Source organism: Streptomyces sp. NBC_01314 (assembly GCF_041435215.1).
Lineage (GTDB): Bacteria > Actinomycetota > Actinomycetes > Streptomycetales > Streptomycetaceae > Streptomyces.
This window is the reverse complement of the sequence record NZ_CP108394.1, coordinates 3,045,721-3,064,064: the sequence shown is the minus strand read 5'-3', so window position 1 is coordinate 3,064,064 and position 18,344 is coordinate 3,045,721. Positions and strand designations below refer to the sequence as shown.

The 18,344-nt window shown below is 69.5% G+C and carries 17 protein-coding genes; 6 read left to right on the top strand and 11 right to left on the bottom strand.

The features are described 5' to 3' along the window. Positions 1 to 355 precede the first annotated feature (355 nt). From OG622_RS13485 to OG622_RS13470, 4 genes are all read left to right on the top strand, one after another. Positions 356 to 1,681: an ABC transporter substrate-binding protein gene (locus tag OG622_RS13485; protein WP_371576101.1), complete on the top strand. Its 1,326-nt coding sequence runs from the start codon at positions 356 to 358 to the stop codon at positions 1,679 to 1,681. 66 nt (positions 1,682 to 1,747) lie between these two features. Then, positions 1,748 to 2,680 (top strand): carbohydrate ABC transporter permease, encoded by a 933-nt coding sequence (locus OG622_RS13480; protein WP_371576099.1) that lies wholly within the window; start codon positions 1,748 to 1,750, stop codon positions 2,678 to 2,680. Beyond that, positions 2,677 to 3,504 (top strand): carbohydrate ABC transporter permease, encoded by an 828-nt coding sequence (locus tag OG622_RS13475; protein ID WP_371576098.1) that lies wholly within the window; start codon positions 2,677 to 2,679, stop codon positions 3,502 to 3,504. The genes OG622_RS13480 and OG622_RS13475 overlap by 4 nt, the downstream gene beginning before the upstream one ends. A 248-nt stretch (positions 3,505 to 3,752) precedes the next feature. Then, positions 3,753 to 5,183, top strand: coding sequence for a family 43 glycosylhydrolase (locus OG622_RS13470; RefSeq protein WP_371576096.1), 1,431 nt, complete (start codon positions 3,753 to 3,755; stop codon positions 5,181 to 5,183). Between the two features lie 226 nt (positions 5,184 to 5,409). Here OG622_RS13470 and OG622_RS13465 read toward each other — a convergent pair whose 3' ends face one another. After that, the gene (locus OG622_RS13465; RefSeq protein ID WP_371576093.1) at positions 5,410 to 5,730 is read right to left on the bottom strand and encodes a hypothetical protein; all 321 of its coding nucleotides are present in this window, start codon (positions 5,728 to 5,730) and stop codon (positions 5,410 to 5,412) included. A 29-nt stretch (positions 5,731 to 5,759) separates the two neighbouring features. Between OG622_RS13465 and OG622_RS13460 the strand changes: the two genes are divergently transcribed. Beyond that, the gene (locus OG622_RS13460) at positions 5,760 to 6,551 is read left to right on the top strand and encodes a hypothetical protein (protein WP_371576092.1); all 792 of its coding nucleotides are present in this window, start codon (positions 5,760 to 5,762) and stop codon (positions 6,549 to 6,551) included. Here OG622_RS13460 and OG622_RS13455 read toward each other — a convergent pair. The 3 genes from OG622_RS13455 to OG622_RS13445 are packed head-to-tail and all read right to left on the bottom strand — an operon-like array spanning position 6,548 to position 8,924. Next, positions 6,548 to 6,772, bottom strand: coding sequence for a hypothetical protein (locus tag OG622_RS13455; protein WP_371576090.1), 225 nt, complete (start codon positions 6,770 to 6,772; stop codon positions 6,548 to 6,550). The two genes, OG622_RS13460 and OG622_RS13455, sit on opposite strands and share 4 nt — an antisense overlap. Positions 6,773 to 6,777: 5 nt before the next feature. Further along, a complete protein-coding gene (paaZ, locus tag OG622_RS13450; RefSeq protein ID WP_371576089.1) occupies positions 6,778 to 8,361 on the bottom strand; it encodes a phenylacetic acid degradation bifunctional protein PaaZ in 1,584 nt (527 codons plus the stop codon). Positions 8,362 to 8,399: 38 nt separating this feature from the next. Further along, positions 8,400 to 8,924, bottom strand: coding sequence for a gamma carbonic anhydrase family protein (locus tag OG622_RS13445; protein ID WP_371576087.1), 525 nt, complete (start codon positions 8,922 to 8,924; stop codon positions 8,400 to 8,402). A 202-nt stretch (positions 8,925 to 9,126) separates the two neighbouring features. On the opposite strand from OG622_RS13445, the gene OG622_RS13440 reads away from it, so the two are divergent. Continuing rightward, entirely contained in the window at positions 9,127 to 10,035 is a 909-nt protein-coding gene (locus tag OG622_RS13440; RefSeq protein WP_371576085.1) for a PaaX family transcriptional regulator C-terminal domain-containing protein, read from the top strand. A gap of 57 nt (positions 10,036 to 10,092) precedes the next feature. Here the strand turns inward: OG622_RS13440 and OG622_RS13435 are convergent, their stop codons facing one another. The 7 genes from OG622_RS13435 to boxC form a co-directional block, all read right to left on the bottom strand. Continuing rightward, positions 10,093 to 10,941: a 3-hydroxyacyl-CoA dehydrogenase family protein gene (locus OG622_RS13435; protein WP_371576082.1), complete on the bottom strand. Its 849-nt coding sequence runs from the start codon at positions 10,939 to 10,941 to the stop codon at positions 10,093 to 10,095. A gap of 29 nt (positions 10,942 to 10,970) precedes the next feature. Beyond that, the gene (locus OG622_RS13430; RefSeq protein ID WP_371576079.1) at positions 10,971 to 11,828 is read right to left on the bottom strand and encodes an amidohydrolase family protein; all 858 of its coding nucleotides are present in this window, start codon (positions 11,826 to 11,828) and stop codon (positions 10,971 to 10,973) included. Between the two features lie 22 nt (positions 11,829 to 11,850). Beyond that, complete coding sequence (fdxA, locus tag OG622_RS13425) at positions 11,851 to 12,192, bottom strand: ferredoxin (protein ID WP_371576077.1); 342 nt, start codon at positions 12,190 to 12,192, stop codon at positions 11,851 to 11,853. Positions 12,193 to 12,213: 21 nt separating this feature from the next. Beyond that, positions 12,214 to 13,239, bottom strand: coding sequence for an NAD(P)/FAD-dependent oxidoreductase (locus OG622_RS13420; protein WP_371576076.1), 1,026 nt, complete (start codon positions 13,237 to 13,239; stop codon positions 12,214 to 12,216). 289 nt (positions 13,240 to 13,528) lie between these two features. Next, complete coding sequence (locus tag OG622_RS13415) at positions 13,529 to 15,118, bottom strand: benzoate-CoA ligase family protein (protein ID WP_371576074.1); 1,590 nt, start codon at positions 15,116 to 15,118, stop codon at positions 13,529 to 13,531. Between the two features lie 15 nt (positions 15,119 to 15,133). Next, positions 15,134 to 16,555: a benzoyl-CoA 2,3-epoxidase subunit BoxB gene (gene boxB, locus OG622_RS13410; protein WP_371576073.1), complete on the bottom strand. Its 1,422-nt coding sequence runs from the start codon at positions 16,553 to 16,555 to the stop codon at positions 15,134 to 15,136. 4 nt (positions 16,556 to 16,559) lie between these two features. Next, positions 16,560 to 18,290: a 2,3-epoxybenzoyl-CoA dihydrolase gene (boxC, locus tag OG622_RS13405; protein WP_371576072.1), complete on the bottom strand. Its 1,731-nt coding sequence runs from the start codon at positions 18,288 to 18,290 to the stop codon at positions 16,560 to 16,562. Positions 18,291 to 18,344: the final 54 nt, after the last annotated feature.

Below are 18,344 nucleotides of genomic sequence, written 5' to 3'. Positions count from 1 at the left end.
ACGTTACTCGCGGATGACTTGACGGTTCCGGCCTGTTCGCTTCAACCTATGGGGCATCCCTTCGTGGAACGTTACACGAAGGTGGTTCGCACGACAGGGCCCACGACAGGCGGCCGCACCACGGCCGGGCCGCTCAGGGTGTCAGAAGTGGTAGATGGTGACCAGAGGGCTCAGAAGCTTCTGTCGCATCGTTACCGGCCCCCTTCCTTGCCTCGAAAGTCGTCCGCCGGAGGCTTGGTCGGTCCAGTGCTCGCGTCCGCCGCAGCGGACGCAGCAGTCTCTCGCGTGACTGCCTATGAGGCGTCACCCTCAGCCATCGAAACGATCCATCCCCGCTTGAACGAAGGAACCATCCATGAGGTCAACCACTCGCGCCAAGAGAAGGACGGCCGTCGCCGCAGCCGCCGTTCTGCCGCTCCTGCTCAGCGCGTGCAGCGCGGGCTCTCTCGGCTCCTCCAGCGGGGACGACAGCGCGACGACGATCAAGCTGCTCGTCGACAACGCACCCGACAACCTTGCGGCCGCCAAGCAGCTGGCGAAGGACTTCCAGGCCAAGAACCCAAAGATCAGGGTCAGTGTGGAGACGCGCCCCGGCGGAGCCGACGGCGACAACCTCATCAAGACGCGGCTGCAAACCGACAGCATGGCCGAAGTCTTCTCGTACAACACCGGTTCGCTGTTCCAGCAGATCGACCCGGCGAAGACCCTCACGCCGATCACCCAGGACTCGTACGTCAAGAGCCTCGACAAGTCCTTCGTCCCTCAGGTCACGGTCGGTGACGAGACCTACGGCGTGCCCTTCGGTTCGGCTCTGGGCGGCGGTGTCCTCTACAACAAGAAGGTCTACGCCAAGCTCGGTCTGACGGTACCGAAGACCTGGGCCGACTTCATCGCCAACAGCAAGAAGATCAAGGCCGCCGGCATCGCCCCGGTCATTCAGACCTACCAGGACACCTGGACCTCCCAGCTCCTCGTCCTGGGCGACTTCCACAACGTGTCCGCCGAAGAACCGGACTTCGCGGGGGAGTTCACCGCCAACAAGGCGAAGTTCGCCACCGACGAGAACGCCGTCAAGGGCTTCGAGCACCTGCAGCAGATCCACGACCTGAAGCTGCAGAACTCCGACTACGCGTCGGCCACGCTCGTCAAGGGCCTGGAGATGCTGGCCACCGGCAAGGGCGCCCAGTACCCGATGCTCTCCACCGTCATCGGCGCGATCAAGACGAGCAACCCCGATGAGCTCAACGACGTCGGCTTCTTCGCCCTGCCCGGGGACGAGGCCTCCGCCAACGGCATGACGGCGTGGTTCCCGAACGCCTTCTACGTCCCGAAGAGCACCACCGGTGACAAGCTCGCCGCGGTCAAGAAGTTCCTCGCGTTCACCGCGAGCCCGGCCGGTTGCACCTCCCAGGCGGAGGCGTCGACGCCCACCGGCCCGTACCTGGTCGAGGGCTGCACCCTGCCGGCAGACGTTCCCACCATCACCAAGGACGTCGCGGCGTACTTCACCGACGATGCCCAGAGCCCGGCGCTGGAGTTCCTGTCCCCGGTGAAGGGCCCGAGCCTCGAACAGATCTGTGTCCAGGTCGGCTCCGGCATCACCGGGGCCAAGGCCGGCGCAGCCCTGTACGACAAGGACGTCAAGAAGCAGGCTCAGCAACTCGGCCTGTCGGGCTGGTAGGAACGCACGTCAGTGCCTCCCCGCCTCCGGAAAGGGTGCGGGGAGACGCCCGAGAGAGGTCGACCGATGACCACAGCTGTACCGACCGGGCCACCGACGGCCGAGAAGCCGAAAGTGGCGGCCAGAACGCGTCGGTCCGCCAAGATGCACAGCGCTTATCCCACCTGGTTCTACCTGCCGGCCGCAGTGATCTACGGGGTGCTGTTCCTCGTCCCGACGTTCGCGTCGTTCTACTTCAGCCTGACCCGGTGGACCATCTTCAAGTCGACCTTCATCGGCCTGGACAACTTCACCGAGTTCTTCCAGGAACCCGCCCTCGTCAAGGGCTTCGTCAACACGTTCCTCTACGCGGTCGTCACCTCGGGCCTCAAGGTGGTCCTCGGCCTCCTCCTGGGAATCCTGCTGACCAGCCAGATCCGCGCCCGCGGCTATCTGCGCTCGGTGGTGTTCTTCCCCGTCCTGGTCAGCACCGTCGGCATCGGCATCACCTTCACCGCCTTCATGGACCCCTCCACCGGAGCGATCAACAAGGCGCTGGCGGTCGTCGGCATCGACGGTCCGGGCTGGCTGACGGACCCGTCGCTGGCGTTGTTCTCGGTGGCCCTCGTCGACGTCTGGAAGGGTGTCGGGCTCGCCACCGTCATCTACATCGCCGGCATCGTGTCCATCCCGCAGGACTACTACGAGGCGGCGAGGATCGACGGCGCGGGCCCGTGGCAACAGTTCCGCAACGTCATCCTGCCGCTGAGCTGGCCGGCGACCTCGACCGTCATCATCCTGTCGCTCATCGGCGGCCTGCGGTCCTTCGACCTCATCTGGGCCATGACGCGCGGCGGACCGGGCTTCAGCTCCGACGTGGTCGCCTCCGTCATCTACAAGCAGTACCAGGCTGGCTTCTACGGCCTGTCGACCGCCGGAAACGTCATCCTCTTCCTGGTCGTCACCGCGGTCATCGTCCCGTTGTCCCGCTTCCTGGCGAGCAAGGAGGTCGAGCGGTGAAGAATCCCGCCCGTACCTGGCTCGGCGTCCTGTCGGTCGCCGCCAGCGTCGTCGTCTTCATCATCCCGTTCGCGTTCATCGTGCTCACGGCGGTGAAGGACCCGCAGCAGGCCTCCCAGCTCGACTTCTCCTGGCCGCGCCACTTCCAGCTGGTGGACAACCTCGTCGAGGTCGTCCAGGCGCGGGACTACATCCTCGTCATCGCGTTCATCAACAGCGTGATCCTGACCGTCGCCAGCGTGACGGCGATGGTCGTCCTCGGCGCGATGGTCGCGTTCGTGCTGCAGCGGCGGGTCACCCGGTGGACGGGACTCATCAACTTCCTCGTCCTGTCCGGGCTGATCATCCCCCCGGCCGTGGTGCCGACGATCTGGGTCCTGCAGAAGGCCGGCCTGTTCGGCACCCTCCCCGGACTGATCCTCGTGGAGATCGCGTTCGGTCTGTCCTTCTCCATCCTGCTCTTCCGCGCCTTCATCGCCACCATTCCGCGCGAACTCGACGAGGCCGCCATCATCGACGGGGCGTCACCGCTGCGGCTGTTCTTCCAGGTCATCCTCCCGGTGCTGCGGTCGGTGATCGTGACGGTGATCGTCGTGCAGTCGGTGGCCGTCTTCAACGACTTCACCAACCCGCTGTACTTCCTGCCCGGCGAGCAGAACGCCACCGTCCAGCTGACCCTGTTCAACTTCCAGAGCCAGTACAGCACCAGCTACAACCTGCTCTTCATGGACATCCTGCTCATCACGATCCCGCCGCTGATCATGTTCCTGTTCTTCAACCGGCAGATCGTGGCGGGCATGACGGCCGGAGCGGTCAAGGGTTAGCGACCGGCGACCCCGACCGCCAGAGCCCTTCGGCAGCGGCCTCAAGCCGTGCCGAGGCGGACCACAAGCCCGCCCCACACGACCTCCCGGCGCCGCGATCCAGCAGAACCGCTGGTCCGGCCCGTGTCCGCGCCCCATCACCTCCCCGATGGGGCGCGGACACGGAAAACGCAGCGCAGCCCGGAACGGCCGACGCCCACTCGGGGGGTGAACTCCCGCCCCTCAACTGCGACACGAAGGAGTCTCGTATGCGCGTCCACAACCACCCGGGGCCGCGTCCCGGGATACGCGGGAGAAGCGGCCGGTCCACACTCGGGGCGGTCCTGGTGGCCTTCCTGACCGTCCTCGGTCTGGTCACCGCCTCTCCCGCGCAGGCACTCAGCGGTGACGTCCGTATGCACGACCCGAGCCTCATCAAGGTGGGCAGCTGCTACTACGGCTTCTCCACCGGGTTCGAGAACGACTCGGCGAACCCCAGCGGATCCATCACCATCCACAAGACGTGCGGCGGCACCGCGGCGTCCGGATGGACGAAGGTGGGGAACGTCTGGGGGTCGACCCCGTCCTGGATCACCGCGAAGCTCGGTGCGACCCCGCCGAACATCTGGGCCCCGGAGATCAAGCAGTTCAACGGCAAGTACCACCTGTACTACGCCGGTTCGCGCTGGGGCACCTCGTACGCCGTGATGGGCGTGGCCACCGCCACGAACATCGAGGGCCCCTGGACCGACCAGGGCATGGTCACGGACGTCAACTACCCGATCGACCCCAACGTCGACTGGGGACCGGACGGCCGCCTGTACATCTCCTGGGGCTCCTTCACCGGCCCCGGCACCTACATGCACGTCCTGGACCAGTCCACCGGCAAGCTGTCCACCACCGACCACAACCTCTGGCACCTCGCCGTCGGCATCGAGAACCCGACGATCGTCCTCAACGGCGGCTTCTACTACCTCTTCGGCTCCAAGGGGCTGTGCTGCAGCGGAACGAACAGCAACTACTACACCGTAGTCGGCCGGTCCACCAGCATCACGGGACCGTATCTCGACCAGAGCGGCACAAACATGCTGTCAAACGGCGGAACCACCGTCCTCAACGGCGCTCGCCCCAGGGTGGCCGCCGGCGGTGCCGACGCCTACGACGACGGCTCGTCCAAGTACCTCGCCTACCACTACTACGACGCCGACCAGGCCGGTCGGGAGGCACTCGACATCCGTCAGCTGACCTTCGCGAACGGCTGGCCTGTCCTCTCCGGTCCGCTCGGGGCCCCGAACAACCACCTGTGGAACCGGAACGCCGACAAGTGCGCGGACGTCTGGTCCGCGAGCACGGCTGACGGAGCGTCGGTGAACTCCGGGAACTGCAACTCCGGGACCAATCAGCAGTGGAAGCCCACCCTCGTAGGCTCCAACTACCAGCTGGTCAACGTCAACAGCGGCAAGTGCCTCCAGGTCGCCGGGGCGTCCACCGCCAACGGTGCGGCCGCCGTCCAGTCGACGTGCACCGGGGCCTCGCACCAGCTGTGGAAGAGGACAGCAGTGATCGGCGCCTACCTCACCTTCACCAACGTCAACAGCGGCAAGTGCCTCCAGGTCGCCGGGGCGTCCACCGCCAACGGTGCGGCCCTGGACCAGTCGACCTGCACCTCCGGCGCGAACCAGCAGTGGATGATCGTCTGACGAGGTAGCGATACCGCACCGAACAGTTGAAGTCCGGGCGGTCGGGGTGTGCCTCGGCTGCCCGGACTTCTGGATCAGTCCGCCTTCGGCGGGGAACTCGAACGGAACCGGCAGGTCGCGCTTGAGTTCGTCCTGCAGCGCCCGCCTGCCAGGGGGATGTCGAGGGCCCAGCCGAGGCGGCTTTTCCGTGATCATCAAATACACCGGTGAGCGTACACACCCGGCCCTAGGTCGGCGGCGGTACGCGCGAAGCGGACAGCCTCCTGGAGGTGAACATGCAGTCGGCACAGGTCAGTTCGTCCTTGTCGGGGATGCGGGCGGCTTCCCGCATCGTGCGCAGGGCCGCCGCCGCGACGACCGCTACCGGGGCGGTCGTGGGGTACACCCGCTCCCACATCCTCGGCTTGGTGAGCCATCCGCCGGCCCGCACCCCGTAGATCGCGGGATTGCCGATGTGGCTGGCGCCGACGAGCCGGTCCAGGACGTCCGCGACCGCGCGCAGCAACTCCGCGCTCGCCTTTTCCTCGGCGGCCGCCTCCAGCACCATGTGCACGGTCTGGACGAGGGGGGCACGTCGTGCACCGTGACCTCGCCGGCGGCGTGCTCGTCCAGGGCGGGGCGAAGGCGCGCGCGGGCGGCGAGGTCGCCGCCCGCGCGCAGCAGGGCATGCTTGAGTTCGCGGTCCTTCACCGCCCAGGCCATCGCCGCGTCCACCAGACAGGCAGCCTCCTCCCCCTCTGTGCCGAGGCTGGCGCGCAGCTGGGCGGCGAGCCGGCGGGCGGGCTCGGCGTGGGCGGGTTCCCTGCGGGCGCCGGACGGGCCGGGCTTGGCGCACAGCGGCTCGGTGTACTTGCCCGTGCCGCCCGCGACCTTCTGCGCGGCGCGGGCGCGCTGGCCGGCGCGGGACTGATTGCGTGGTATGACGTCTTCTCTCCGGGCACCCCGCGCCTGCCCGCAGTCGTGCGGGTGGGTGTCGCGGGGCCCGGGTGGGGACCTTGGCCGTCTGAGCTGTCCCGGCGCGGGCGGGGATACAGCATCGGCGGTGCGCGTCCTGCCGCCCGGCATCGTAGCGGAAACCGCCCGCGCGGGCCGTGCGCCTTCACCGTGGACAGCACCCGCGGCGACACCCGCTGGCGGGTGATCGCGGTCGCCAGACCCGATCATGCGGTTCTGTGGGCCGTGCTCGCGGCGAGCCCGGACGACGAGGGCGGCAGCGTGATCGTGGCCACCTCTCTGGCCCGGGTGGACTCCACCGTCGACACGATGTGGCGGATCTACGAGAGTGCCGGACTCGTGCTGCTCGTGCTGCTCGCGGTGGCAGGCTGGTTCGCGGTCCGGTCCAGCCTGCGGCCACTGTCCTGTATCTAGCAGACCGCCGCCGAGATCGCGCGGGGGACCTGTCCCGTCGGGTCCCCGAACTGGCTGCGCCCGGCATCGAGATGGGCCGACTGTCGGCGGCTCTGAACGGCATGGGTCGGCAGCTTAAGAAGCCGTTGGACGAGGCGGCTGCCGTGTCCGGCCCGCTTCGCCGACGGCGCATGGCCGGTGGTGTCGCTCGCCGCGAGGGGGCGGTTCTCGATATCTGCCATGGTGTTCACTCCGCTTGAGCAGGGGTTTCGGGGCGGTGCTCGGTGAGCATCGCAAGGGTGTCGGGCGGGCCCTGGACGGCGGTGCGCTGCATGTGGTGCAGCACGCTGCGGATGCCCCCGAGTTCCTCGCCGCCGCCCGCCCGGCCGGGGCCGCCGTGCACGGTGTGCGGAAGGGGTGAGCCGTGGCCGGTGGACTCCGCGGCGTCGGTGCGGTCGAGGAGGTGCAGGCGGCCGTGCCAGGGGGCCACGCCGAGCAGGGTCTCGCGGGCGAAGTCGGGGTCGTGCGTGACGATCGAAGCGACGAGGCTGCCCTCGCCGCGTGCGGCCAGTGCGACCGCGTGGGCGGCGGTTCCGTCGTACGGCAGCAGGGTGGTCACGGGGCCGAACGCCTCGACCTCGTGCGGCTCGGCGCGGCCGGGGTCGTCGCAGCGCAGCAGCAGTGGGGGGAGGAAGGCACCGCGTGTGCGGTCGCAGTCCAGTACGTCGAACCGGTCGGGGTCTCCGTGGACGACACGGGCCGCCGCCGTGAGCGCCTTGAGCGCGCGCAGTACCTCCTCCCGCTGCCCGAGCCCGGCCAGTGGGCCCATGGTGACGGTGGGTTCGGCGGGGTGGCCGACACATATGTCGTCCAGCTCGGCGGAGACCGCTTCCTGTACGGCGTCGATGAGTCCGGCGGGCACCAGGGCGCGGCGGATCGCGGTGCACTTCTGCCCTGCCTTGACGGTCATCTCGGTGACCAGGGTCTTCGTGAACAGGTCGAACTCGGGGGTGCCGGGGGTGGCGTCGGGTCCCAGGACGGCGCAGTTCAGGGAATCGGCTTCGGCGTTGAAGCGGACGGCGCGGCCGACGACGGCCGGGTGGCTGCGCAGGGTGCGGGCGGTGGCCGCGGAGCCGGTGACGCTGAGCAGGTCCTGTCCGTTGAGTGCGTCGAGGATGCCGTCGGGCGGTGCGCAGACCAGCTGTACGGCGCCTTCGGGGAGGATGCCCGACTCGATGACGCGGCGGAACACCAGTTCCGTCAGGTAGGCCGTCTGTCCTGCGGGTTTCACGACGGAGGGCAGGCCCGCCAGCAGGGCGGGCGCGAGCTTCTCGAGCATGCCCCATACGGGGAAGTTGAACGCGTTGATCTGGACGGCCGCGCCATGCCTGGGTACATGGATGTGGCGTACCCCGAAGGTGCCCTGCCTGCCGAGCGGTTCCGTGTCGCCGTCGGGCAGGACATGACCGTCGGGCAGTTCTCTGACACCCTTGCCGCCGTAGACGAACAGCACCGCGATACCGCCGTCGACGTCGAGAGCGGAGTCGCGGCGGGTCGCTCCGGTGCGGGTCGACAGCGTGTGGAACTCGTCGGTGTGCGCGGTCAGGTGCTTGCCCAGCGACTTGAGCAGACCGGCGCGCTGGTGGAAGGTCAGCTCCCGCAGGGCGGGGCCGCCCACCTCCCGCGCGTGACGCAGCGCGGTGACGGCGTCGACGGGACTCTGCGAGAGCCGGGCCACCTCGACGCCGGTCGCCGCGTCCAGCAGGGGGCGGCCCTCGTCGGGTGCCTCGTACCAGGCGCCGGCGAGGTAGCTGTGCAGTTTCGCGGCCACGGGAGGGCCCACCTTTCCTTGCGCTCCGTGCTCAGTGGTCAGTGGTCGATGCGCCGGAGATCGCGCTGATAGTGGGCGGCCGCGTCGGCGTAGGTGCGTACGGCGTACTCCACCCAGGAAGGGTCGACCCCTGTCTCTCGCAGCCGTACCGGGACGCCGAGGGCCATGGTCCTGGGCGGGATCTCGAAGTCCTCGGGGACGAGTGCGCAGGCGCCGACCACGGCGCCCTCGCGCACGGTGGCCCGGTTGAGGACGACGGAGCCGGAGCCGATGAGGCAGCGACGCTCGACGGTGCAGCCCTCCAGGTGGGCGTTGTGGCCGACCACGCACTCGGGGCCGATCACGGTCGGCCACTGCTCGGTGGTGTGCAGCACGGTGCCGTCCTGGATGCTGGTGCGGGCCCCCACCTCGATGTGTCCGCCGAGGTCTCCGCGCAGTACGGCACCGGGCCAGACACTGGCTTCCGCGCCGATCCGCACACTCCCGATCACGACGGCGTCGGGGTGGACGAAGGCACGGGGATGAATGTCCGGCTCGCAGGGCCCGAGGGCGTAGACCGGCATGGCTGCCACCTCGCTCGTCCTGGTCGGCCACTCGCCGACCCGAGCAACACTCTACTGATAATTACCGCAGCGACAAGATATCGTCTAAGGAAAGTCCAGAGGGCCCGCATTCCGCTACCGGATCCGCGGATACGCTGTGATGCCGGTGCCTCACGACGACGTGAGGCACCGGAATGTCCGGCAGCAAGGGAAGTGAAGAACCATGGTGGAGGGCGCTTCGCGCGGACCGGCACGGAAGGCACGGGCCGGCAAAGGCACGGCAGCGGGCACACGGCCGGTGGTCAGCCGGCGCCGCGAGCTCGGTGACGTCAGCGCCCGCTCGCTGCTGATGACCATGCTCGGCGAGTACGTGCTCCCCCAGAGCCGTCCTGTGTGGACGTCGGCGCTGGTGGAGGCACTGGCGACGTTCGGCGTCGAGGAGAAGTCGGCCCGCCAGGCGCTCGCCCGGACCGCGGCGGAGGGCTGGCTGGCCTCGGAGCGGGCGGGCCGTCGGGTGTGCTGGGCACTCACCCCGCCGGGCCGGCGGATGCTGACCGAGGGCGCCCAGCGGATCTACGACTTCGGCAGCGGCGAGCGCGTCTGGAACGGCACCTGGCTGGTGGTCCTGGTCTCCGTGCCGGAGGTCAAGCGGGACCTGCGGCACCGCGTGCGCACCCGGCTCACCTGGGCCGGCTTCGGCTCCCCGGAGCCCGGTGTGTGGATCACCCCCCGCGCCGACCGTGAGACGGAGGCCCTCGGTGTCCTGAAGGAGCTCGGGCTCGCCGACGACGCGATGTCCTTCAACGCCACGTACGGCGCGGTGGGCAGCGAGGCGGCCATGGTGGCCCGCGCCTGGGACCTCAGCGAGGTCGAGGAGCGCTATGAGGCGTTCATCGACGAGTTCACCGGACTACGTCCCGCCGACGGTGCCGCCGTCCTGCACGCCCAGACCATGCTGGTGCACGAGTGGCGCCGCTTTCCGTTCCTCGACCCGCGCCTGCCTTCGAAGCTGCTGCCCGCGGGCTGGAGCGGGGCCAAGGCGGCCGAACTCTTCCACACCAGGCACGCCGAATGGAGCCCGCGGGCGCTGGAGCGGTGGGAGGAGCTCACCGAGGATCACGGCCAGGTCTGACGTCCTGGACATCGCCTGTGCGGTGGGCCCACCGGGGTCACTTCCGATGTCGGTCGCTCACGCCTCGCCCCAGTGGTAGAAGCCTCTGCCGGTCTTGCGGCCGAGGTCGCCCGCGGCGACCTTCTCCAGAAGGATCCTCGGCGGTTCGAAGCGGGGGCCGTACTGCTCGGCAAGGTGCCGGGCGATGTCGAGGCGTACGTCGAGGCCGACGAGGTCGGTCAGCCGCAGCGGCCCCATCGGGTGGCGGTAGCCCAGCTCCATCGCACGGTCGATGTCCTCGGCCGAGGCGACGTCGTCCTGGAGCATCCGCATGGCCTCCAGTCCGATCGCCACTCCCAGGCGGCTGGTGGCGAAACCCGGCGCGTCGCGGACGACGATGGTCTCCTTGCCGATCAGCACCGCGGCCTCGTGTGCCCGGTTCAGCGCCGGCTCCGTGGTGCGCCCGCCGCGGACGATCTCGACCAACGGCATCGACCACACCGGATTGAAGAAGTGCAGGCCGAGGAAGTCGCCGGGGCGGCGCAGTGGCGCGGCCAGGTCGTCGATGCTCAGCCCGCTGGTGTTGCTGGCCAGCAGCACCGGTCGTCGTTCCTCGGCTTCGGCGAGGACCCGGCGCTTGAGTTCCGAGCGTTCGGGAACCGCTTCGACCAACAGGTCGGCCTCCTCGGGCAGTTGGCCGATCTGCCGGACGGTATGGATGCGGCCCGGCAGTCCGTCGGCCTCTGCGGCATCGAGCTTGCCGCGCTCCCGCGCCAGGGCGGCCCGGGCCCGGACGGTCTCCAACGCCCGGTCCGCCCTGGCCGGATCGGGCTCCGCCAGCGTGACCTCGCAACCCGCCACGGCGAAGACATAGGCGATGCCCACTCCCATGGTCCCGGCCCCGATGACCCCGACTCTCTGACACATCATCATTTCCTCACGGAGCTTTCGCTGATTCAGACCCCGAGGTCGGGGAAGACCTTGGCGGCGTTGCCGGACAGCACGGCCCGCACGGTGTCCGCCGGGAGGCCCAGCGCGCGCAGCGCGGCAACGTTGCGGGAGGTGCCGGGCACGCCGGGCCAGTCGGTGCCGAAGATCCACCGGGTGGCCAGCCTCGGCAGGTCGAACCGGGCGTAGTACTCGGGCAGTTTGCGCGGGGGCAGTCCGGCGAGGTCCAGCCAGACGTTGGGCCGGGTGAGCGCGAGGAACGCCGCGGTGTCGTACCACCAGCCCCGCCCGCCGTGGGCGAAGACGAACTGTACGTCGGGGAAGTCCTCCACGGCGTCGAGAAGGAGCTGGGGATCGCCGAACCGGGCGCGGGCGCCCGGGAAGCTGGAGGTGCCGGAGTGCACGACGACCGGGACGCCCCGCTCGCCGCAGAGCGCGTACAGCGGGTACAGCTCCTTGTCGGCCGGGTCGAATCCGCCGTGCACCGGGTGCAGTTTGACGGCGACCGCGCCCAGGTCCAGCTGGCGTTCGGCCTCCGCCACCACCGGGTGGTGCAGGTGGGGGTTGACGTTCGCCACCAGCCGGAAGCGGACCGGGTTGTACGCGACGATGGGCAGCAGGTCGTCGATCGGCTGGATGCCGGTGGCACGTGGGCTGTATTCGCAGAACAGCAGCGCCCGGTCCACGCCCTGTGCCTCCAGGAGGGCGTCCAACCGCTCGGGCACGGGGTCGCCCCGCTCGTCGTAGGCATCGCGCCACGGGTGATCGCCGCAGAAGGTGTCCGCCCACTCGAACCAGGCCGGCTTGAGCGTGGACAGTCTCGGGGCGTGGACGTGCGCGTCGACCACGGTCTCGCCATCGATCACGGCGCCTCCTTAGCTCGCGTGCTCAGCCGCGCGGATCGTACCCGGCGACGAGTTCGGTGTCCGTGCCGGCCGGCCCGTGGCCCGCGGCGCCGCCCGGTGCACCGATCGGCGCGTCCCGGCCCGGCAGGGGCTCGGTGAAGAACCGCTTGTTGTCGGCGACGAAGTCCTTCAGCTCCGCCGGCACCCGGCGGTCCTGGGAGATCGCCTGCACGGGGCAGACGGGCTCGCAGTTGCCGCAGTCGATGCATTCCATGGGATTGATGTAGAGCTTGCGGTCGCCTTCGTAGATGCAGTCGACGGGGCACTCCTCCATGCAGGAGCGGTCCGTGATGTCGATGCACGCCTCAGCGATGACGTAGGGCATGGGTGTTCGGTCCCTTCGGTGCTACGCGACGGCCGGGGCCGTCGTCGGGACGTCGGTGGAGTGGCCAGGGAACACCGGCTGTTCCGGGTCGATGTGGTGCGCGGCGTTGTTGACGGCGGTGGCGGCCTCGCCGAAGCCGACCGCGATCAGCCGCACCTTGCCGGGGTAGTCATTGATGTCGCCCGCCGCGTAGATCCCCGGCACGGAGGTACGCATCGCGGAGTCGACCGGGATGTGCCGCCTGTTCTCGATGTCGATGCCCCAGGCGAGGAGCGGGCCGAGGTTGGCGGTGAAGCCGAGGGCCGCGATGATCCCCTGGCAGGGCAGATGGTGGGTCATCCCGTCGCCGGGGACCCGTCGGGTGATCTCGACCGCCTCGATGCTCCGGCCGTCGCCGCTCACGCGGGACAGTTCGGCTTCGGTGATGATCTCCACGCCCGCTGCTCGTACGGCGGCCACGGTGGCCGGGTGCGCGCGGAAGGCGTCGCGGCGGTGGACGAGGGTCACGGAGGCGGCGATCGGGTGCAGGGTGAGGGCCCAGTCGAAGGCGCTGTCGCCACCGCCGACGATCACGACGTCCTGGCCCGCGTAGTCGTCCGGCCGGCGCACGAAGTAGGCCAGCCCCGCCCCTTCGTACGCGGCGGCGGCCGGCAGCGGGCGGGGAGTGAAGGTGCCGATGCCGCCAGTGATGAGCACAGCCCTGGCCCGGACCCGCGCCCCCTGGCGCGTGGTCACGACGAAGGTGCCCTCCGCGGTCCGCTCCAGCATGTCGGCCCGGTGGCCGAGCAGGTGGTGCGGGTCGTAGGGCGCCGCCTGCTCCAGGAGCCGCTCGACGAGTTCCCGTCCCCGTACCGCAGGGAATCCGGCGATGTCGAAGATCTGCTTCTCCGGGTACATGGCGTTGATCTGGCCGCCCGGCTCGGGCAACGAGTCCAGCACGGTCACGGACAGGCCGCGAAAGCCGGCGTAGTAGGCGGCGAACAGGCCGGTGGGGCCGGCTCCCACGATGAGTAGATCCGTGTCGTGATCGGTGGGGGGCGGGGACATGTACGTCCTCCTTGTCGCATGATGGTTCAACCCCTCCGGGGTTGAGGAGCGTGGTTTCGGCACAGCGTTTCTCGCCCCCGCCGGCCTACCCGTCCCCGTCCCTGGGGGCTGTGCCCCCAGACCCCTGCTTCGGCCCTGAAGGGGCCCAGTCCTCAAACACCGGACGCTGAATCCAGCCCCTCCGGCGTTTGGGGAGCGGGGGTCCAGGGGCAGAGCCTGCTGAGGGCGAAGGGGCAAAGCCCCTGGGGACGGGACGGGTAGGGGCGGCGGGGGCGAAGAAGCCGCCGCCTCAGCGCGGAGGCACCGGCGCCTCCGCCCAGGAGCCGTCGCGGACCATCGCGCGCAGCACGTTGCGACGGATCTTGCCGGTGGGTGTGCGGGGCAGTTCGGGCAGTCCGATCACGCCGCGCGGGCGCTTGAAGGCGGCCAGGCCCTCGCGGCACCACGTCACGAGCGCCTCAGGATCGATCTCGTGGCCGGGTTTGGGCACCACGCAGGCGACCGGTTTGTCCAGGCCGTCGGCGTCGGGTGCGCCGACCACGGCGACCTCGGCCACGTCCGGGTGGGCGAGCAGACGCTCCTCCACCTCGGCGGGCGAGACCCAGATGCCGCCGGCCTTGAGCAGGTCGTTGGTGCGGCCCATGCAGGTGTAGGTGCCGTCGGTATTGCGGACGTAGGTGTCGCCGGTGCGCACCCAGTCGCCGAGGAAGACCTGGCGGCTGGTCTCGGCCCGGCACCAGTAGCCGGTGGCGGCGGACTCCCCGCGCACGTACAGCTCGCCGGGCGCGTTGTCGTCCTCGACCACACGGCCCTCGATGTCGCGCAGCTCCACCGCGTACCCGGGGACGGGTTCGCCGGAGGATCCGGGGTGGACCCTGCCCGACCGGTTGGAGATGAAGATGTGCAGCATCTCGGTGGAGCCGATGCCGTCGAGCACCTCCACTCCGAACCGCTGCAGCATCCCGTCGTACATCCGCGCGGGCAGTGCCTCACCGGCGGAGGCGCCCATCCGTACGGTCGTGAAGGCGTCGTCCGGGATGTCGGCGCTCGCGAGGAGGGGCCCGAAGAAGCTGGGGGTGCCGAACAGGACGGTGGCCCGGTCGCCGGCCGCCCGCTTGGCGAACAGCGCGGGGGACGGTCTGGAGGGTTCCAGCAGTGCTGTTCCGCCCGCCGCCAGCGGGAAGAACAGGGAGTTGCCGATGCCGTAGGCGAAGAAGAGCTTGGCCACCGACAGGCAGCGGTCCTCGGGGCCGAGGCCCAGCACCCGCTGCCCGTAGTTCTCAGCGGCGAACTTGATGTCGATGTGCCGGTGCATGGCCGCCTTGGGCATGCCCGTGGTGCCCGAGGTGTAGAGCCACAGGGCCGGCGAGTCCGGCCAGGTCGGGTACGGCCCGTCGTCCGCGCCGGCGACGCCGTCCAGCAGCTGCTGCCAGGTATGGCCCTCGACGTGGCCCGGAAGTCCGGTCGTGTCCTGCCCGGTGAGCACGGCGTGCTCCACCTCCGGGGCCTGCTGGAGCGCCGCCCGGACGACCGGCCCGAACTCGGCGGAGCCCAGCACGACCCGGCAGCGCGAGTCGGCCACCAGCTTGCCCAGTTCGGGGCCGGTGAGCATGGTCGAGGCGGGGAGGGCCACGGCGCCGATGTGGAAGGCGGCGAGGATGCCGGTGAAGAGCTCGACGTCGTCGACCATGCACATCAGGACGCGTTCCTCGGGGCGTACGCCGAGGGCCCGCAGTCCTGCCGCCACCCGGCGTACCTCGGCCGCCAGCTGCTCGTAGGTCAGAGTCCGGACGGGGGTGACCAGGGCCGTGCGGGAGCCGTTGCCCTCCCGCACGTGCCGGTCCACCAGGTAGTCCGCCGTGTTGAACACATCGGTCATGTGGCTCACGCACCCTTACACCAGGCGGACGTATTCGTACTCGAACGGTTTGCCGTTGATGCCGTTGACCGGCGGCGCGACCCAGTTCGCGATCTTGCCGCGCTCGTAGACCGGCTGCATCAGCGACCGCACGAACGCCAGGTCCTCGGCGGTGGGCAGCCAGTGGCGACGGCTCGCCTCCCAGGTCCGCTCGTCGACGATCGTGCCGTCCGGGGTGATGTGGTGACCCGAGGCGATACCGACACTCCGGTTGAACCCAGGGTGCGGCAGCCTCAGCCGGAAAGCGATCCCGTGGTCCTCCAGGATTCGGTTCCAGCGCTTGAGGCCGTTCTCGCAGTCCGCGATGTACTCGTCGCGCAGGTCCAGGTTGAGGGCCAGCAGCGCCGGGACCTCCTCCTGCGACCAGCTGCCGTCGCTCTCCGGCTTGTGCAGGAAGGCGCTGTCGTCGGTGAGGCGGTGGTCGTCCTTGCGGCGTTCCTCCTGCCAGCGTCCCTTGAGTCCGGCGGTGTAGTAGTTGGCGGCGTTGGTGGATGTCTCGCTGCCGAAGAGGTCCAGGGAGACCGTGTAGTGGAAGTTGATGTACTTCTGGATGATGTCCAGCGGAATGCCCCCGCAGGCGGCGATCTCCAGGGTGTCGTGCTCGCGGATCAGCTGGGCGCTGCGGGTCACCACGCGGTCGATGCCGGTGGTGCCGACCATCATGTGGTGGGCCTCCTCCTTCAGCATGAAGGTGCAGGTCCGCGAGAGAGGGTCGAAGGCGCTCTCCTTGAGCGAGCCGAGCTGGTACTTGCCGTCCCGGTCGGTGAAGTACGTGAACATGAAGAAGGCCAGCCAGTCGGCGGTCTCCTCGTTGAACGCGCCCAGGATGCGCGGCGAGTCGGGGCTGCCGGAGTTGCGGAAGAGCAGCGCCTCGGCCTCCTCGCGGCCCTCCCGGCCGAAGTAGGCGTGCAGCAGGTACACCATGGCCCACAGGTGCCGGCCCTCCTCCACGTTGACCTGGAAGAGGTTGCGCAGGTCGTACAGGCTCGGCGCGGTCAGGCCCAGCAGTCGCTGCTGCTCGACGGAGGCCGGCTCGGTGTCGCCCTGGATGACGATCAGGCGCTGCAGGTCGGCGCGGTACTCGCCGGGCAGCTGCTGCCAGGCGGGCTGTCCCTTGTGCTCGCCGAAGGCGATACGGCGGTCGGGGGTGGGCTCGGCCAGGAAGATGCCCCACCGGTAGTCGGGCACGTTGACGTGGTCGAAGTGGGCCCAGCCGTCGCGGCCGACCGACACGGCGGTGCGCAGGTAGACACCCTGGTTCTCCAGGGTCGGGCCCATCTCGCCCCACCAGTTGAGGAACTTGGGCTGCCAGCCCTCCAGCGCCCGCTGCAGACGGCGGTCGTCGGCGAGAGCGACGTTGTTGGGGATCCTGGAGTCGTAGTCGATCTTCGTGGGCATCGGGTCACACTCGCTTCCGGTCGTAGACCGCTTTCTGGCCGGTGCCGTAGCGGCGCAGCGCGCCCTCGGGGCCGGCGGCGTTGGGGCGTATGAAGATCCAGTTCTGCCAGGCGGTGAGCCGTCCGAAGATCTTGGTCTCGATGGTCTCCGGGCCGACGAACCGGTGGTTGGCCTCCATCCCGGTCAGCGCGTCCGGGCTCAGCGCCGCCCGGCTCTCCAGGACGATGCGGATCTCGTCCTCCCAGTCGATGTCGTCGGGCGTGTCGGTGACGAGGCCGAGCTCGCGGGCCTGGGCGGGGCTCAGGGGCTGCCCGCTCTCGCGGCGCAGCCAGTCGATGTGGTCGTCCTCCTGGTAGAAGCGGGACTGGAGGCGGGTGAGGCCGTTACCCATCGGGAAGGCGCCGAAGTTCGCCTCGGAGAGGGTGAGGAGGGCCCGGTCGTCACTGTCGGGGTCCTCGATGGGCGGGCCGTCCAGCATGTACTGCAGATCGCAGGCCAGGGCCAGCTCCAGCAGCAGCCCGGCGAAGCAGCTGCCCGGTTCGATGAGCGCGATGAGGCTGCGGCTGGTGACGTCGAGGCGCTTCAGGGTGCGCTTGTAGTAGTGCACGATCTCGTTGCCGAGCCAGTCCCCCTCGGCGGCGGCGCCCAGCACGGCCCGCTCATGGGCCTGGACGAGCGTGGGGTCGCCCTCCGTGCGCAGCACCCAGGTGCCCAGCTCGGTCTCGTTCGTCCGCAGCAGCAGAATCAGGTCATCGAGCTCCCGGGTGAGGGCCAACAGCCAGCCGTCGGCACCCTGCGCGTGGAGCGCGGCGGCATCGACGGGGGCGACCTCACCGGGACCCTTGACCGTGATGCGGACCAGGCCGAGGGAGCGGTCGTACTCGGCGCGCACATGGCGGTAGGTGATGCCGTCCTCGGTGATCTCGCGCTCCAGCGGGGTGAGGGCGATGCCCCGGGCGTCCGCCGGACGGGAACTGCGTTCGGCGGCCTCCAGCGCGCGCTGTTCGACGATCGTGCGGAAGTCGCGGCGGGGGACGACCTCGTCGACCAGCCGCCAGTCCACCGCCGTCTTGCCGCGTACGCCGTCGCTGCGGGTGGCGAACAGGTCGGCCAGGTCCTTGCGGACGCGGCGCTTGTCGGTGACCCGGGTCAGGCCGCCGGTGCCGGGCAGTACGCCGAGCAGCGGGACCTCGGGCAGGGCCACCGCCGAGGAGTTGTCGTCGATCAGCAGGATCCGGTCACAGGCCAGGGCGAGTTCGTAACCGCCGCCCGCGCAGGAGCCGTTGACCGCGGCGATGAAGGTCAGCCCGGAGTGCTCCGAGGCGTCCTCCATGCTGTTGCGGGTCTCGTTGGTGAACTTGCAGAAGTTCACCTTCCACTGGTGCGAGGAAGCCGCCAGCATCCGGATGTTCGCCCCGGCGCAGAAGACCTTCTCCTTGGCGCTGGTCAGCACCACCGAGCGCACCTCGGGGTGCTCGAACCGCAGCCGCTGGAGGGCGTCGTAGAGCTCGATGTCCACGCCCAGGTCGTAGGAGTTGAGCTTCAGCTCGTACCCGGGGACCAGGCCTCCCTGCTCGTCGACGTCCATCTCCAGCCACGCGACCGGCCCGTCCGTGCTCAGCCTCCAGTGCCGGTAAGCGTCCGGGCGCCGGTCGAAGGTCACCACCACCGGGGCCGCGGCCTCCGGTGTGCCCTGCGCGGCTTGGGCCGCGTCCGGGTTACTTGCCACCACCATGACGAGCGCCTCCTCGTGCTTGGGTACCGATAGGGGAATCTTCTACAATAGAAC